We start from the raw sequence: 15500 nt of genomic DNA, 5'->3' as shown, positions 1-15500 counted from the left end.
AGGGCTCCCTCGCCGCCGCGATGCGCGAGCGAGCCCGCGAGGGCAAGCGCTTAGGGCCGCTCGACCTCACGTAGATACGAGAACGGCCCGCCCGACGAGGCCGGGCGGGCCGCTTCTGTCAGCCGTTCGAGGAGCCGATCAGCTCGACGAGGACAGGTTCACCGCAGCGTACTTGCCGCGACGATCGACCTCGATCTCGAACTGCAGCCGGTCACCCTCGTTGAGCGTCGGCATGCCGGCGCGCTCGACGGCCGAGATGTGGACGAAGGCGTCGGGCTGGCCGTCGTCGCGCTGGATGAAGCCGAAGCCCTTCATGGCGTTGAAGAACTTAACCGTACCCGTGGCCTTCTCGCCGGTCAGTTGGCGCTGGGGTGCGCCGGCGCCGCCGCGTGCACCACCTGGCGCGCCGCCGAAGCCGCCCTCGCGCGGGGGCGCGCGATCGGTCACCGGCATCGGCTCGCCCTCGATCTTAAGGTCGGTCGCCGAGATGCGGCCGCCGCGATCGACGAGGGTGAAGCCGAGCGGCTGACCCTCGGCCAGGCCAGCGAGTCCCGCCTGCTCGACCGCGGAGATGTGGACGAACACGTCCTCGCCGCCGTCATCGCGCACGACGAAGCCGAAACCCTTCTGCGCGTTGAAGAACTTGACGACGCCCGTGCCCTCGCCGACGACCTGGGGGGGCATGCCGCGGCCGCCGCCGAAGCCGCCACCACCGCCGCCGCCGCCGAATCCGCCGCCGCCGCCGCCGAAGCCGCGACCACCGCCGCCGCCACCGCCGAAGCCGCCGCCGCCGAAGCCGCGGTTGCCGCCGCCGCCGCCGAAGCCGCCGCGATCCTCGTATCCGAACCCGCCGCCGCCGAACCCGCCGCCGCCGAAGTCGTCACCGCCGCCGCCGAAACCGTCGCGCTTGTCGCGCCCACGTCCGCCGCGATTGCCGCGGCCGCCCTTGTCGTAACCCATAACCCTGTTCGTCTTCCCGGTCCGCCCGAACATTCTCAACGAGACCACGCGCAGGACGGCGAACGCGGTTCCCCGGGCGCAGATCCTATTGCGCCGCATCGCTCGTCATAGCCGAACAATGCAGCGCCGTCGAATCGTTGTGCGAGTCTTTTCTTCCCAGATGCGCCAATCACTTGCTTCTTATCCCACGGAGAACACCGTCCGTCGCAGACGCAACCGAACGAACGCGTTGAGCCGGCGCCGCCGCCCCGCTACAGCCGCGCTTATGGCTGTTCATTTTCACGAGGAAGATCTGCCCGGCGACGTGTTCGCCCCGGGCGCCGCGATCGCGGTCGACACCGAGACGATGGGGCTGATCACCCCGCGCGACCGGCTCTGCCTGGTGCAATTGTCCGACGGCAGCGGCGACGAGCATCTCGTCCGCTTCAACCCGGGCAGCGACTATGCCGCGCCGGTGCTGCGCGCCGTGCTCGCCGACCCGGCGCGGGTGAAGCTGTATCATTTCGCGCGCTTCGACATCGCCGCGCTCCGCCACTATCTCGGCGTCGTGGCGGCGCCGGTCTATTGCACCAAGACCGCGTCGCGGCTGGTGCGGACCTACACCGATCGTCACGGGCTGAAGGAGCTGGTGCGCGAGCTGCTCGGGCAGGACATCTCGAAGCAGCAGCAGTCGTCCGACTGGGGTGGCCCCGAGCTGAGCGAGGCGCAGCGCGACTATGCTGCCTCCGACGTGCGCTTCCTCCACCGGCTGCGCGACGAGCTCGACCGGCGGCTGGCGCGCGAGGGGCGCACCGCGCTGGCGCAGGCGTGCTTCGACTTCCTGCCCGCGCGCGCCGAGCTCGACCTCGCCGGCTGGCCCGAGGTGGACATCTTCGCGCATGTCTGAGGTGGCGATCCGCACGCGCTCGGAGCGCCAGCGCTGGGCGCAGCCCGGCGGGCGCCACGATCGCCTGATCGCCACCGCCAACCGCCTGCTGCCGCTCTCGATCGGCGTGCTCTTCGCCTTCCTGGTAATGGCGCCGCTGACGATGGGAGGCGACGCCTCCTTCGTGCTCGACAAGAACAAGGTCGAGGTCGCGCGCGAGCGGCTCAAGATCCAGCGCGCGCGCTATCGCGGCACCGACGCCAAGGGCCAGCCCTTCGCGCTCACCGCGGGTTCGGCGCTGCAGAAGAGCTCGGCCGAACCGGTCGTCAACATCCGCGACCTCGCCGCCGCGATCCGGCTGTCGGACGGCCCGGCCGAGATGACCGCGCCGACCGGCCGCTACGACATGGACAGCGAGCAGGTGAACGTCGCCGGCCCGATCAAGGTGCGCGGGCCCAACAACTACGCGCTCGACACCACCGACGCGGTGGTCGACCTCAAGACGCGGCGGCTGCGCTCCACCGCCGCGGTCACCGGCACCGTCCGCCAGGGCACGTTCAGCGGCGACAGCATGCGTGCCGACCTGGAAGCGCGCACCGTCACGCTCGACGGCAATGCGCGCTTGCGGATCGACCCGAGAAAATAGAAAGAGCGCTGGATGTTGCGCTCCTTCGCCCCGGTCGCCTGCCGAGTCCCGCTGCTGGCCGTGCTGCTCGCCGGCGGCGCGGCCGCGCAGACGCGCCACAACAGCGCCGCGCCGATCGACTTCGGCGCGGACCATATCGAGCTGCAGGACCGCGCCAACCGCGCCGTGCTGGCGGGCAACGTCAAGGTACGCCAGGCCGAGATGACGCTCGACGCCGCGCGCATGACGGTCGCTTATACCGGCCAGGTCGAGGACGGGAACCCGCAGGTGTCGCGGCTCGACGCCGCGGGCGGGGTGACGGTGACCCGGCCCGACCAGACCGCGCGCAGCACCTACGCGGTGTACGACCTCAACCGCCGCGTCATCACGATGCTGGGCGGGGTGCGGCTCACCCAAGCGGGCAACACCGTCAGCGGCGGGCGGCTGACGATCAATCTCGACACCGGGCGCGCGGTGATCGACGGCTCGGCGGTGGCGGGCGGCGGCGCGGGCGGCGGCAACGTGACGCAGGCGCCGAGCGGGCGCGTGACGGGGACCTTCTCAGTACCCAAGCGGAACTGAGGCCGGGGACGACCGCCTTGGGCGGCCCTTCGGGACGAGGCTTCGACGGGCTCCGCCTCTCCGCAGGGCGAGTGGTAGTGAGAACCGCTGGTCAGCGATGATGCAGCTCTTGCCTCCTCCTCTACCGTTCGTGCTGAGGAGGGATCGAGCGAAGTCGAGAGCCCGTCTCGAAGCACTGGGTCCCACGCCCCTTCACCCCTGACCGCACACCGCTCGTCACGTCCCCTCTTCAAACGCCGGCGTCGATCGGGCATGCACGTTCCCTGCCAACCGGCGCTTCGTTAGCGAACCGGTAACCCTGTTATGCGAGGCCTGACGGCGATGGACAGCGTCACCACCCAGCTCGACCGCGAACCGCTCGACCAGGTCGCGCCGATCCACGAGGCGCCGGTGCAGAGCGGGCTCCAGGTCGTCTCGATCGCCAAGAGCTATGACAAGCGCGTGGTGCTCACCGACGTGTCGGTCTCGGTCGGCCACGGCGAGGTGATCGGGCTGCTCGGCCCCAACGGCGCTGGCAAGACGACCTGCTTCTACTCGGTGATGGGGCTGGTGAAGCCCGATTCGGGCCGCATCATGCTCGACGGCGACGATATCACCGGCCTGCCGATGTACCGCCGCGCCATCCTCGGCCTCGGCTATCTGCCGCAGGAGACCTCGATCTTCCGCGGGCTGACGATCGAGAAGAACATCCTGACGGTGCTCGAACTGTCCGAGCCAGACGCCGCTGCGCGCGCGGAAAAGCTGGAGACGCTGCTCGCCGATTTCGGCCTCACCCGGCTGCGCGACGCGCCCGCGATGGCGCTGTCGGGCGGCGAGCGCCGACGCGCCGAGATCGCGCGTGCACTCGCGGCCGACCCGTCGATCATGCTGCTCGACGAACCGTTCGCGGGCATCGACCCGATCTCGATCGCCGACATCCGCGACCTGGTGTGCCAGCTCAAGGAGCGCGGCATCGGCGTGCTGATCACCGACCACAACGTGCGCGAGACGCTCGACATCGTCGATCGCGGCTACATCATCTACGACGGCAAGGTGCTGTTCACCGGCAGCCCCGAGGAGCTGGTGCGCGACGAGAACGTCCGCCGCCTCTATCTGGGCGAGAGCTTCACGCTGTGAGGCCGGCGCGCCGCGGACCCGTGATCCCGTGAGCCTCGCCCCCCGCCTCGACCTGCGCCAGTCGCAGTCGCTGGTGATGACGCCGCAGCTCCAGCAGGCGATCAAGCTGCTGGCGCTGAGCAACCTCGAGATCGAGGGCGTGATCGCCGAGGAACTCGAGCGCAACCCGCTGCTCGAGTCGAGCGCGCCAGCCGAGGACGCGCCCGTCGCCGCACCGGAAGCCGCCGAGGCGCCGCGCGACGAGCCCGCCGGCGCCGACGAGCTGGTGATGGCAGGCGAGGGCGCTGGCGAGTCGCTCGACGTGGACATCGCCGCCGAACGCTTCGACGACGGCCCCAGCGAGTCGGCGGCCGAGCGGATCGGCGACCTCGGTTCGGGCAGCGGCAGCGGCAGCGCCGAGGCGATCGACTTCGACTCCTTCGCCGACACCAGCGAGAGCCTCGCCGACGTGCTGCTGGCGCAAGCCGGTGCGACCTTCGACGCGACCGACTTGTTCGTCGCGCGCGCGCTGATCGACCAGATCGACGAGGCCGGCTATCTCCGCGCCGACCTGCACGACGTCGCCCAGCGGCTCGGCGTCGCTGTGGCGCAGGTCGAGGCGGTGCTCGCCGGGATCCAGCGCTTCGAGCCGACCGGCGTCGGCGCGCGCGACCTCGCCGAGTGCCTCGCGATCCAGGCGCGCGAGGCCGATCGCTACGACCCGATGATGGCGCGGCTGCTCGACCATCTCGACCTGCTCGCGCGCGGCGATCTGGCCAGGCTCAAGAAGATCTGCCGCGCCGACGACGAGGACATGGCGGACATGATCCGCGAGCTGCGCGGCTATGATCCCAAGCCGGGCTTCCGCTACGGCGGCGACCCGCCCGCCCCGGTGATCCCCGACCTCACCGTGACGCGCGCGCGCGGCGGCTGGGCGATCGAGCTCAACGCCGCGACGCTGCCGCGCGTGCTGGTCAACAAGAGCTATTACAGCGAGCTGGCGGGCGGCGCGCAGGATCGTGCGGGCAAGACCTGGCTCGCCGAGAAGCTCGCCAGTGCCAACTGGCTGGTCAAGGCGCTCGACCAGCGCCAGCGCACCATCATTCGCGTCGCCACCGAGATCGTGCGCCAGCAGGAGGCCTTCTTCCTCCACGGCGTCGCGCACCTGCGCCCGCTGACGCTGCGCCAAGTGGCGGACGCGATCGAGCTGCACGAATCGACCGTCAGCCGAGTCACCAGCAACAAATATCTCAGCTGCGCGCGTGGTCTGTTCGAGCTGAAGTATTTCTTCACCTCGGCGATCGCCGCGGCGGACGGCGGCGACGCGGTCTCGGCCGAGGCGGTGAAGAGCGCCATCCGCGCGCTGATCGCGGGCGAGGGCGATACGATCCTGTCCGACGACACGCTGGTCGAACTGCTCAACGCCAAGGGCTTCGGGATCGCACGGCGGACGGTGGCGAAATATCGCGAGGCGATGGGGATCGGCAGCTCGGTGCAGCGCCGCCGCGCGCGTACGTTGCAGCGCGCCTGACCGATGCCGCGCACGCGAACCTCCTCGCCGCGCAAGAAAAGCTTGGATCACCTACTTGGATGGTGGAGTATGACTCGCGGCTCGGACCAATGGGCGAGAGGCGAGGCATGAGCGACGGGGCGGCGAGCGGGGCGGGTGAGGGCTCGGCGATCGCCGCGGCGGTGCTGGCGCTGCGCGGCGCGCGCGACGACTGGCGTGCCGGCCACCCGTCGGAGGAGGCGCGCACTTTCCCGTCGCGCGCGGCGCTGGAGCGCGTGGTGGAGACGCTCGCCGCCGCGCTCTTCCCCCGCCGGCTCGGCCAGTATCGCGGCGGTGCGGGCGAGGAGGACGGTTTCGTCGCCGCCAAACTGCTCGCCGCCGCGACCGAGCTCGAGCGCGAGATCGGCGCCGAGCTGGCCTATTGGCAGGCCGAGGCGCGCAGCGGCGCGTTCGATCCCGAGCAGCCCGCGACGATCGTGCGGCTGTTCCTCGCCACGCTCGGCGAGGTGCGGCGGCTGATCGACAGCGACGTCGCCGCCGCCTTCCTCGGCGACCCCGCGGCGCGCAGCGCGGACGAGATCCTGGTCTGCTACCCCGGCGCGATCGCCAGCCTGCACCACCGCATCGCGCACCCGCTCTACCAGCTCGGCGCACCGATCACCGCGCGGCTGGTCTCCGAGATCGCCAATGAGCGCACCGGGGTCGACATCCATCCGGGCGCGACGATCGGCGCGCATTTCTTCATCGACCACGGCACCGGCGTGGTGATCGGCGAGACCGCGATCATCGGCGAGCGCGTGCGGCTCTATCAGCACGTCACCCTCGGCGCGCGCACGCCCTTGTGCGACGCGCCCGATCGCCCGCGCGAGCGTTACGCGCGCCACCCGATCGTCGAGGACGACGTGGTGATCTACGCCGGCGCGACGATCCTGGGGCGCGTGACGATCGGGCGCGGCGCGATGATCGGCGGCAACGTCTGGCTGCTCGAGGACGTGCCGCCGGGCCGAATTGTGGCGCAGCCGGTGGCGCAGGTGCTCGCGCCTGCCGACGGCGAGCGCTGGCGCGACGGACTGGCGGGAGACTGAACATGGCGTCGCGGCGGCCGCTGATCGGAGTGTTGTGCTGCAACGAGGTGGCGCATCGCCCCGTGCAGGCGGTGGCGAGCCGCTTCGTCCGCCCGCTCGCCGCGGTGTCGGGCGCCACCGTGCTGCTGGTGCCCGCGCTGACCGGCGCCAACGAGGCCGCCGCGCTGGCCGCGCCGCTCGACGGGCTGCTGCTGACGGGCTCGCGCTCGCACGTCGCGCCCGCGCGTTACGGCGGCACGCTCGACCTCGCGCCCGAGGCGCTCGACCCGGAGCGCGACGAGGTGGCGCTGTCGCTGGCGGACGCGATGATCGCCGCGGGCAAGCCGGTGTTCGGCATCTGCCGCGGGCTGCAGGAGATCAACGTGCTGTTCGGCGGCTCGCTCTCGGCCGACCCGTGCTGCGGCCGGCACCTGCGCGGCGGCAGCTGGGCACAGCGCGACTATGCCGAGCTGTTCACGCTGCGCCACGACGTCCAGCTCGCGCCCGGGGGGCAGCTGGCGCGCGCGACCGGCGAGCGACAGTTGACCGTCCACTCGGTCCACGAACAGGCGATCGAGCGGCTCGGCGGCGGGTTGCGGGTGGAAGCGCGGTCGAGCGACGACGGCGTGATCGAGGCGGTCGCGGCGCATGGCTGCGGCGCGGAGGTGCTGGCGGTGCAATGGCATCCGGAGTGGGACGTCGACTCGAGCGCGGGCAGTCAGGCGTTCTTCGCGCTGATCGGCGCCGCGCTGCGCGGCGAGGGCGAGCGGGCGAACTGAGGCGCCAGCGGCGCGATCATCACTCCCGCGCGACAGGCCGTGGGCGCCGCCTCCCGCTCGGCCCACTGATGTCGGGCTGAGCTCGTCTCAGGATCCACGGTCCGCGGACGAAGTGGCTGTTGAACAAGCGGCGGGTCCTGAGCCAAGATCGGGATGATCGGGAGGGTGGGCAGCGCCGGGCTACGCCTGTGCCCTGCGCGCGACGCGGCAGGCGCTTAGCGCAAGAAAGAGGGTGTGGGAAAGCTCGCCGCGCTCTACGCCGACATCATGCCGGTCGGGGAGGACATGTGAGAACTTATTGGACCGCGCTGCTGGGCGCGACCGTGCTGGCGGCGGCATCCTGTACGCCCGCGCTCGCCGCCCCGGCGCGCGGCAGTGCCGACGCGACGCTGCGCCAGCTCTACACCGAGGAATACACCTGGCGACAGCAGCAGCTCGCCGCGGACGAGGACAGCCGCCACGAGGCGCGCGCGCATCTGCCCGACGTCGGCCCCGCGGCCCAGGCGGCGCGGCGGAAGCGCTGGGAGGACACCGCGGCGCGGCTGCGCGCGATCCGCCCCGCCGATCTCTCGCTTGCCGAGCAGGTCAATTATGCGGTCTATCGCCAGCAGATCGACGCGCTCCTCAACGAACAGCGCTTCCGCGACTATGAGATGCCGCTCACCGCCGACACCAGCTTCTGGGGCGACGTCGCCGCGTCGGCCCGCGACCCGCTGGCGAACGAGAAGGAGTATCGCGCCTATCTGTCGATGCTGGGCGAGCTGCCGCGCTATTTCGACCAGCAGATCGCCGCGATGCGCGCCGGCCTCCGGCGCGGCTTCACCCCGCCCCGGGTGACGCTGGCAGGGCGCGACATCGGCGTGGCGCAGGTGGTCGAGGCCAGGACGATCGCGGACAATCCCTTCTACGCACCCTTCGTCACCATGCCGAGGCAGATTCCGGCCACAACCCAGGCCGAGCTACGCCGCGACGGCGAGGCGGCGATCCGCGACTCGGTCGTCCCCGCGCATCGCAGACTGCTCGCCTTCCTGCGCACGGAATATGTTCCCGGCGCGCGCACCACGCTCGCCGCCGCTGACCTCCCCGACGGCCGGGCCTATTATCAGTCCAAGGTCGCGGAATATACGACGCTGCCGCAGACCCCCGAGCAGGTGCACGCGATCGGGCTCGCCGAGATCGCCAAGATCCGCGCGCGCATGCTCCAGGTGATGGCACAGGTGAAGTTCCAGGGCGACCTGCCCGCCTTTCTCACCTTCCTGCGCACCGATCCGCGCTTCTACGCGACCGCGCCGCAGCAGCTGCTCGATCGCGCGGCGTGGATCGCCAAGACCTTCGACGGCAAGGCCTCGCGCTATTTCGGCCGGCTGCCGCGCAGCCGCTTCGCGATCCGGCCGGTTCCCGCCGACGTCGCGCCCTTCTACACCGCGGGGCGCGGCGGGCCGGGCGTGTACCTCGTCAACACCTACGACCTGCCCGCGCGCTCGCTCTACGCGCTGCCCGCGCTGACGCTGCACGAGAGCGCGCCGGGGCACGCCTTCCAGATGCCGCTCGCCGCCGAGAACAAGGACCTGCCGCCGTTCCGCCGCGACACCTACCTGTCGGTCTACGGCGAGGGCTGGGCGCTCTACTGCGAGACGCTGGGCGAGGAGATGGGGATGTATGAGACGCCCTATGATCTCTTCGGCATGCTCAGCTACCAGGCGTGGCGCGCGTCGCGGCTGGTGGTCGATACCGGCATCCACGCGATGGGCTGGAGCCGCGAGCGCGCCCAGGCCTATCTGCGCGATAACACCGCGCTGTCCGACCACGAGGTCACCACCGAGGTCGATCGCTACATCTCCTGGCCCGGGCAGGCGCTGAGCTATTACACCGGCCAGCTCGCGATCCAGCGCGCCCGCGCGCGCGCCGAGCAGAGGCTCGGCCCGAAGTTCAACGTGAAGGCCTTCCACGATGCGGTGCTGGCGCTCGGCTCCGTGCCGGTAAGTGAGATCGATCGCCGCGTCGACCAGCTGATCCGCGACGATGGTCGCGGCCCCTATCCCGACGAAGAGTAGTGGGACAGGTTGCACTTACATATTATACTTAGTATACGATCTACCTGAAAACGGACGTGAAGGCGATGTCGACGATGGCGATCGGTTGGAAGGGTGTGTTCCCGGCGGTGACGACCCAGGTGCGCGAGGATCTCACGCTCGACCTCGCCGACACCCAGCGCGTCGTCGACGAGCTGATCCGCGACGGCGTCACCGGGATCATCGCGCTGGGCACGGTGGGCGAGAACAACTCGCTCGATCACGACGAGAAGGTGTCGGTGCTCTCCGCCATCGTCGAGGTCGTGAAGGGGCGCGTGCCCGTGCTCACCGGCGTCTCCGAATATGATACGCGCCGCGCGGTGCGCTACGCCCAGGCCGCGGAGAAGGCCGGGGCGGACGGGCTGATGCTGCTGCCGCCAATGGTCTACGTCCCCAAGCCCGACGAGCTGGTGGCGCATTTCCGCGGCGTGGCGGAGCGCACCGCGCTGCCGATCATGCTGTACAACAACCCCCCGGCGTATCGCACCGTGATCGACCGCTACGTCCTCGAGCAACTGGTGCCGGTGGAGAACATCGTCGCGGTGAAGGAATCGGCGCCCGACACGCGCCGCTTCACCGATTTCCGCAACGATCTCGGCGACCGCTACGTGCTGTTCGCTGGCCTCGACGACGTCGCGCTAGAGGGGCTGTATCTCGGCGCGCGGGGGTGGGTCTCGGGGCTGACCAACGCCTTTCCCAGGGAGTCGGTGGAGCTGGTCGCGGCGGTCGAGCGCGGGGATCACGCCAAGGCGCTCGAGATCTACCGCTGGTTCATGCCCTTGCTCCACCTCGACGCCGAGCACGACCTGGTCCAGTCGATCAAGCTGGCCGAGCAGGTGATGGGGCGCGGCTCGGAGCGCGTGCTGCCGCCGCGCTACGTGCTCACCGGCGCGCGCCGCGCCGAGGTGATCGCGCTGGTCGAGCGCGCCGCCGCGACGCGCCCGAGCTTGTCGCCGCCCGCCGCGGCCTGATAGCCTTCGCGTCATGCGCCACACCTTCTTCTGCGTCGACGGCCATACCGCGGGCAACCCGGTGCGACTCGTCGCCGGGGGCGCGCCGCTGCTGCGCGGCGCCTCCATGTCCGAGCGCCGGCAGGATTTTCTCGCCCGCTACGACTGGATCCGCACCGGGCTCTGCTTCGAGCCGCGCGGGCACGACATGATGTCGGGTGGCTTCCTCTACCCGCCCACCACCGCCGACGCCGACGTGGGTATCCTGTTCATCGAGACGAGCGGCTGCCTGCCGATGTGCGGCCACGGTACGATCGGGATCATCACCTTCGGGCTGGAGCACGGGCTGATCCAGCCGACCACGCCGGGGCGGCTTCGGGTCGAGGTGCCCGCCGGCGTGATCGACATCGCTTATGCGGTCGCGGGCGAGAAGGTGACCTCGGTCCGCATCACCAACGTGCCGAGCTATGTCGCGGCGCACGGGGTCGAGGTGGAGGTGGCCGGGCTCGGGCGGCTTCGCGTCGACGTCTCCTACGGCGGCAATTATTACGCGATCGTCGAGCCGCAGGGGGGCTATGCGGGGCTCGACGCGATGGGCGCGGATCGGCTGATCGCGGCCTCGCGGCTGGTACGCGCCGCGGTGCGTGAGAAGGTCGAGCCGGTCCACCCGCTCGACCCGACGATCCGCGGGGTCAGCCACGTGCTCTGGGCCGACCGCCCGCGCGGCAACGACGCCAACGGGCGCAACGCGGTGTTCTACGGCGACAAGGCGATCGACCGCTCGCCCTGCGGCACCGGCACCTCGGCGCGACTGGCGCATCTCGCCGACCGCGGCGACCTCAAGGTCGGTGACCGCTTCGTCCACGAGAGCTATATCGGCAGCCGCTTCATCGGCCGGGTCGAAGCGGCGACGACGCTGGGCGACGTGCCCGCGATCGTCCCCTCGATCGAGGGATCGGCGGTCGCTACTGGCTTCAACACGATCTGGATCGACCGCGCCGACCCATTCTGGGCCGGGTTCCAGGTAACATGAGGGGGAGCGCCGGCGTCGCTCTGGCGCGACCGCGAGGCCGCGACACCCGCGCGCTCAGCGACGCGGGGCGGCGGTAACCTATGTGAGGGAAACGAGGCGTTAACGATCGTCGCCTAGACAGTTGGCATGACGCGCCGTCTCCCGATCCCGCTGCTGCTTCACGGCGTGCTCTTCGCGGCGGTGCTGCTGGTGCTGGCGCTGCGACCGCCGGCCGAGGGGACGCTGCTGCTGGTGCCGATCGCCGCCGCTCCGGGCATGCTCGCCTCGGCCGCGCTCGCCGCCGACGCGCGGCTGGTCGGGCGCGGGCCGGGACGAAGCCTGGTGGTGCGCGGCGCGCGCGACCGGATCAAGGCGCGGCTGCGCCTCGGCGACGCGCTGCTGCTCGCCGCACCCTCGCCGCTGTGCGGCGACGCCATCGGAGTGAGGGCATGACCGTGATCGGCTGGCGCGTGCTCGACACGCTGACGCTCGAGCAGATGCGCCTTCTCGGCATGCGGCTGATCGCCGCGCTCGGCTGGGTCGCGCTCGCGGCGGTGGCGGTGATCCAGCTGGCGCTCACCGGCGCGATCGATCCGGTCGTGCTCGGCGCGGGGATCGCCCTCACCGCTGCGCCGACCTGGCTCGCCATCAAGGGTCGCACCGACGCCCAGGCGCGCACTATCGCGGGGACGCTCGCCGCCACCGCCCCCGCGCTGCTGGTCTATGTGCTCGAGGGCCATCCCTGGCAGATGGACGGGCACATGTTCTTCTTCGTCGCGCTCGCCGCGCTGGTGGTGCTGTGCGACTGGCGGCCGATCGTCTTCGCCGCGGGGCTGATCGCGCTCCACCACCTGCTGCTCGAATGGTTCGCGCCGGCCTGGGTGTTCGCGGGCGAGGGGCGGCTCGGCCGCGTGCTGGTCCACGCGCTGGCGGTGGTGATGCAGGCAGGCGTGCTGTGGCTGGTGACGGGCGCGCTCGAGCGGCTGCTCGAACGCCAGCGGCTCTCGCTCGAGCACAGCCGCGTGCTGGTCGCGGAGGCCGACGAGGCGCGCGCCACCGCCGAGCAGGCGCGCGCCACCGCGACCGAGGCGCTGCGTCAGGCGCGCGCCGCCGGGGACGCCGCCGCGGCCGAGCGCGCGCGGCTGCGCGGCGTCGAGCAGGACGCGGCGTCGCGGCGGCGCGACGAGCTGCTCGCCGTCGCCGAGGCGTTCGAGGGTTCGGTGGCGCAGGTGGTGCGCGCGATCGGCAGCGCGGCGGGGCAGCTCGAGCGCTCCTCGATCGCGCTCGACGATCTCGCCGCGGGGGCCGGAATGCAGGCCGCGGCGGTGGCGAGCGAGGCGGTCGAGGCGACCGCGCAGATCCGCCACGTCGCCGATTCGATCCGCGATCTCGGTGGCTCGATCCGTGCCATCGCCGACTCGGCCGACCAGCAGAGCGCGCTCACCGCGGTGGCGCAGGCGGCGGCGGGCAGCGGCGTCGGCCGCATCGGCGAGCTCGAGGAGCACGGCCAGCGCATCGGGCAGCTCGTCGGCGACATCCGCGACATCGCCGAGAAGACCAACCTGCTTGCGCTCAACGCGACGATCGAGGCGGCGCGCGCGGGCGAGGCGGGGCGCGGCTTCGCCGTGGTCGCAGGCGAGGTGCGTTCCCTCGCCGCCGACTCGACGCGCGCGAGCGACCGCATCAGCGCCCTGCTCGGCGCGATCTTCGCGGGCGTGGGCGACGCCGCCGCGGCGCTGACCCGCGCCGATATGGCGGTGGCGCAAGTGTCGAGCGCGGCGGGCGGGATCGCGGCCTCGGTGTCGGACCAGCGTCAGCTCGCCGCCGGGATCGAGGCGGGCGCGACCCGCACGGCGAGCGGCGCCGAGCTGATCGAGCGTCGCATCGACGAGGTCGCCGCCGCGGTACGCTCCACCGCGTCGCTGTCGCAGACGGTGCGCGGCAGCGCGGGCGAGCTCGCCGCCAGCGCGCGCGCGCTCGACGGTGCGACCGAGCGCTTCGTCGGTTTCCTCAAGGGCGAGACGCCGCGCCGCGCCGCGTGACTCAGCCCTCGTCGATCCCCCAGTTGAGCCCGCGCGAGATCGCCGGATCGGCCACCGCGGTGAGCGCATAGGCGACCAGCTGCTTGCCGCGCTGCCACCAGCCGGTCGCGGCGCGATAGGCCTCGGGCGTCACCTCGTTGGATTGCGCGATCTCGCCCTCGACATAGGCGCGCGCGTGCGCCGCGAAGGCCGGATCGTCGATCCGCAGCATCAGCTCGAGGTTGATGAACAGGCTGCGCATGTCGAGGTTGGCGCTGCCGATCCAGGTGGCGTCGTCGACCACGTACAATTTGGTGTGCAGCTTCGTCGCGGCATATTCGAACACGCGCACGCCGCGGCGCAGCAGCCCCGCATAGGTGAAGCGCGCCGCCGCGATCGTCACATTGTTGTCCGACTTGGACGCGGTGACGACGCGCACCGCGGCGGCACGGCGGCCGGCGCGGTCGAGCGCGCGCAGCAGCGTCGGGCTCGGCGTGAAATAGCCCGCGATCACGTCAATGCGGGTCGCGCGCCGCATGTCGTCGCGGATCGCGCGCGCCCAGGGCGACAGCTCGCGCGTGGGGCCGCCGATCAGCCAGCGCAGCCTGCCGTCGCTCTCGCTCCAGCGCGCCAGCGCGCGGTTGAGCCGGCGCACCCGGCTGCGCCCGTGGATGCCCTGCTCCAGCGCGTCGAAATAGCCCGCCATCCGCGCCGCGGCGGGGCCCTCGAGCAGCAGGCCGAGGTCGCGCCACGCCTGCTCGCGCGGCGTGCCGAAATAATCGTCCTCGATGTTGAAGCCGCCGATGATGATCCGTGCGTCATCGGTCTCGGCGTCGGCGAGCGCGAGCTTCTGGTGGTTGCGCAGCAGATAGCGTCGCCCCAGCCGCGGCGAGAAACGGCACACCGACACGCCGGCGCGCTCCAGCGGCGCGAAGAAGTCGGGATCGGCGTCGTCGCTGCCGAAGCCGTCGACGATCAGCGCGACACGCACGCCGCGCCCCGCCGCGGCGGTGAGCGCGGCGTTGACGCGGCGCCCCGATTCATCGTCGGCGTAGATGTAGTAGAGCACGCGCAGCGAGCGGCGCGCGCCGTCGATCAGCGCGATCAGCCCTTCCAGCCGGCGCGGGCCGGTGTCGAGCAACGTCAGGCGGTTGCCCTCGACGGTGAACGTCGGCTGGGCGGGAGCGTCATCCATCGCCCTCAGATGGCGGGTCGCGCCGCGGCGGGCAAGCGCACCGCTGCCCCGGCGCGGGGTGAAGGCGGAGGGCGCCGCTTCCTTGACGGCTGGCCGGTGCTCGACTAGATGCCCATCCTTCCCTGAAGTTTACGACAAGAGGATACGCGATGGCGCGCGTCACCGTCGAGGATTGCGTCGACAAGATCCCGAACCGCTTCGATCTCGTCCTGCTCGCCGCCCAGCGCGCGCGGCAGGTGTCGGGCGGTGCCGAGCTGACGATCGACCGCGATCGCGACAAGAACCCGGTGGTCGCGCTGCGCGAGATCGCCGAGGAGACGGTCAAGCCCGACGAGCTCCACGAGTCGGTGGTGCAGAGCCTGCAGCGCGTCCAGATCGACGACGAGGAAGAGGCCGACGCGATCGGCAGCCTCGCCGCCTCGGCCGAAGCGCTGCGCCTCACCGCGGTCGCCCCGCCGCGCAACCAGAACCTCGGCGCCGACTACGACGGCTGAGGCGTTCCGTCGCCTTGCCTGTGCTCCTGCGCGGGCAGGGGTGCGGGGGTGACGGGCGCTGGCTCCCGTGCCGGCGTGCGCCGGATGACGGGACGACCTTGTCAGATAAGCCGCTAAGTGGCGTCGACGGCAGGAAGGTCACTCTGTCTTCGTTCTGGCGTCATCCTGAATTCGTTTCAGGATCCACCGCCCGGCACGAACCGCCACCGCTGAGAACGCGGCTCCGTTGATCCTGAAACGAGTTCAGGATGACGCTAGTAGAGGGGAGCGGGTACG

The 15500-nt window shown here is 71.4% G+C and carries 15 protein-coding genes; 13 read left to right on the top strand and 2 right to left on the bottom strand.

Features of this window, described 5'->3' with window-relative positions:
- Nucleotides 1-138: 138 nt before the first annotated feature.
- Nucleotides 139-960 (bottom strand): cold-shock protein, encoded by an 822-nt coding sequence (locus tag FHY02_RS23325; RefSeq protein ID WP_183922368.1) that lies wholly within the window; start codon nucleotides 958-960, stop codon nucleotides 139-141.
- A 265-nt stretch (nucleotides 961-1225) separates the two neighbouring features.
- On the opposite strand from FHY02_RS23325, the gene FHY02_RS12160 reads away from it, so the two are divergent.
- From FHY02_RS12160 to FHY02_RS12105, 12 genes are all read left to right on the top strand, one after another.
- Entirely contained in the window at nucleotides 1226-1846 is a 621-nt protein-coding gene (locus FHY02_RS12160; protein ID WP_183922366.1) for a ribonuclease D, read from the top strand.
- Nucleotides 1839-2471: an LPS export ABC transporter periplasmic protein LptC gene (gene lptC / locus FHY02_RS12155; protein ID WP_183922363.1), complete on the top strand. Its 633-nt coding sequence runs from the start codon at nucleotides 1839-1841 to the stop codon at nucleotides 2469-2471. Before FHY02_RS12160 ends, lptC begins: the two co-directional genes overlap by 8 nt.
- Before the next feature lie 12 nt (nucleotides 2472-2483).
- Nucleotides 2484-3032 carry an LptA/OstA family protein gene (locus tag FHY02_RS12150; protein ID WP_183922361.1) on the top strand — a complete coding sequence of 183 codons (549 nt, stop codon included), beginning with the start codon at nucleotides 2484-2486 and terminating at the stop codon, nucleotides 3030-3032.
- Between the two features lie 321 nt (nucleotides 3033-3353).
- On the top strand, nucleotides 3354-4148 hold the full coding sequence (gene lptB, locus FHY02_RS12145; protein ID WP_183922949.1) for an LPS export ABC transporter ATP-binding protein: 795 nt from the start codon (nucleotides 3354-3356) through the stop codon (nucleotides 4146-4148).
- Nucleotides 4149-4176: 28 nt separating this feature from the next.
- Nucleotides 4177-5658, top strand: coding sequence for an RNA polymerase factor sigma-54 (gene rpoN, locus FHY02_RS12140; RefSeq protein ID WP_183922359.1), 1482 nt, complete (start codon nucleotides 4177-4179; stop codon nucleotides 5656-5658).
- Nucleotides 5659-5765: 107 nt separating this feature from the next.
- Nucleotides 5766-6722 carry a serine O-acetyltransferase EpsC gene (gene epsC / locus FHY02_RS12135; RefSeq protein ID WP_183922357.1) on the top strand — a complete coding sequence of 319 codons (957 nt, stop codon included), beginning with the start codon at nucleotides 5766-5768 and terminating at the stop codon, nucleotides 6720-6722.
- Nucleotides 6723-6724: 2 nt separating this feature from the next.
- Nucleotides 6725-7480 carry a gamma-glutamyl-gamma-aminobutyrate hydrolase family protein gene (locus FHY02_RS12130; RefSeq protein ID WP_183922355.1) on the top strand — a complete coding sequence of 252 codons (756 nt, stop codon included), beginning with the start codon at nucleotides 6725-6727 and terminating at the stop codon, nucleotides 7478-7480.
- Between the two features lie 287 nt (nucleotides 7481-7767).
- Nucleotides 7768-9534 carry a DUF885 family protein gene (locus FHY02_RS12125; protein ID WP_311731824.1) on the top strand — a complete coding sequence of 589 codons (1767 nt, stop codon included), beginning with the start codon at nucleotides 7768-7770 and terminating at the stop codon, nucleotides 9532-9534.
- Between the two features lie 74 nt (nucleotides 9535-9608).
- Nucleotides 9609-10523, top strand: coding sequence for a dihydrodipicolinate synthase family protein (locus FHY02_RS12120; protein WP_183922353.1), 915 nt, complete (start codon nucleotides 9609-9611; stop codon nucleotides 10521-10523).
- Nucleotides 10524-10536: 13 nt separating this feature from the next.
- Entirely contained in the window at nucleotides 10537-11535 is a 999-nt protein-coding gene (locus FHY02_RS12115) for a 4-hydroxyproline epimerase (protein ID WP_183922351.1), read from the top strand.
- A 126-nt stretch (nucleotides 11536-11661) separates the two neighbouring features.
- Complete coding sequence (locus tag FHY02_RS12110) at nucleotides 11662-11967, top strand: hypothetical protein (protein ID WP_183922349.1); 306 nt, start codon at nucleotides 11662-11664, stop codon at nucleotides 11965-11967.
- Nucleotides 11964-13556 carry a methyl-accepting chemotaxis protein gene (locus tag FHY02_RS12105; RefSeq protein WP_221198613.1) on the top strand — a complete coding sequence of 531 codons (1593 nt, stop codon included), beginning with the start codon at nucleotides 11964-11966 and terminating at the stop codon, nucleotides 13554-13556. Before FHY02_RS12110 ends, FHY02_RS12105 begins: the two co-directional genes overlap by 4 nt.
- A 1-nt stretch (nucleotide 13557) precedes the next feature.
- Here the strand turns inward: FHY02_RS12105 and FHY02_RS12100 are convergent, their stop codons facing one another.
- The gene (locus tag FHY02_RS12100; protein ID WP_183922346.1) at nucleotides 13558-14730 is read right to left on the bottom strand and encodes a phosphatidylserine/phosphatidylglycerophosphate/cardiolipin synthase family protein; all 1173 of its coding nucleotides are present in this window, start codon (nucleotides 14728-14730) and stop codon (nucleotides 13558-13560) included.
- Nucleotides 14731-14879: 149 nt separating this feature from the next.
- Between FHY02_RS12100 and rpoZ the strand changes: the two genes are divergently transcribed.
- Nucleotides 14880-15224, top strand: coding sequence for a DNA-directed RNA polymerase subunit omega (gene rpoZ / locus FHY02_RS12095; protein ID WP_183922344.1), 345 nt, complete (start codon nucleotides 14880-14882; stop codon nucleotides 15222-15224).
- The last annotated feature ends 276 nt before the right edge of the window (nucleotides 15225-15500 follow it).

Source organism: Sphingomonas sp. BK069 (assembly GCF_014193405.1).
Classification (GTDB): Bacteria; Pseudomonadota; Alphaproteobacteria; order Sphingomonadales; family Sphingomonadaceae; genus Sphingomonas.
The sequence above is the reverse complement of the archived record's forward strand: the minus strand, read 5'-3'. Positions and strand labels throughout refer to the sequence as shown.

Bases quoted from the DNA above. Each gene is read 5' to 3' on its own strand.
- FHY02_RS23325 (WP_183922368.1), bottom strand. From the start codon at position 960: ATGGGTTACGACAAGGGCGGCCGCGGCAATCGCGGCGGACGTGGGCGC.
- FHY02_RS12160 (WP_183922366.1), top strand. From the start codon at position 1,226: ATGGCTGTTCATTTTCACGAGGAAGATCTGCCCGGCGACGTGTTCGCC.
- lptC (WP_183922363.1), top strand. From the start codon at position 1,839: ATGTCTGAGGTGGCGATCCGCACGCGCTCGGAGCGCCAGCGCTGGGCG.
- FHY02_RS12150 (WP_183922361.1), top strand. From the start codon at position 2,484: ATGTTGCGCTCCTTCGCCCCGGTCGCCTGCCGAGTCCCGCTGCTGGCC.
- lptB (WP_183922949.1), top strand. From the start codon at position 3,354: ATGGACAGCGTCACCACCCAGCTCGACCGCGAACCGCTCGACCAGGTC.
- epsC (WP_183922357.1), top strand. From the start codon at position 5,766: ATGAGCGACGGGGCGGCGAGCGGGGCGGGTGAGGGCTCGGCGATCGCC.
- FHY02_RS12130 (WP_183922355.1), top strand. From the start codon at position 6,725: ATGGCGTCGCGGCGGCCGCTGATCGGAGTGTTGTGCTGCAACGAGGTG.
- FHY02_RS12120 (WP_183922353.1), top strand. From the start codon at position 9,609: ATGGCGATCGGTTGGAAGGGTGTGTTCCCGGCGGTGACGACCCAGGTG.
- FHY02_RS12115 (WP_183922351.1), top strand. From the start codon at position 10,537: ATGCGCCACACCTTCTTCTGCGTCGACGGCCATACCGCGGGCAACCCG.
- FHY02_RS12110 (WP_183922349.1), top strand. From the start codon at position 11,662: ATGACGCGCCGTCTCCCGATCCCGCTGCTGCTTCACGGCGTGCTCTTC.
- FHY02_RS12105 (WP_221198613.1), top strand. From the start codon at position 11,964: ATGACCGTGATCGGCTGGCGCGTGCTCGACACGCTGACGCTCGAGCAG.
- FHY02_RS12100 (WP_183922346.1), bottom strand. From the start codon at position 14,730: ATGGATGACGCTCCCGCCCAGCCGACGTTCACCGTCGAGGGCAACCGC.
- rpoZ (WP_183922344.1), top strand. From the start codon at position 14,880: ATGGCGCGCGTCACCGTCGAGGATTGCGTCGACAAGATCCCGAACCGC.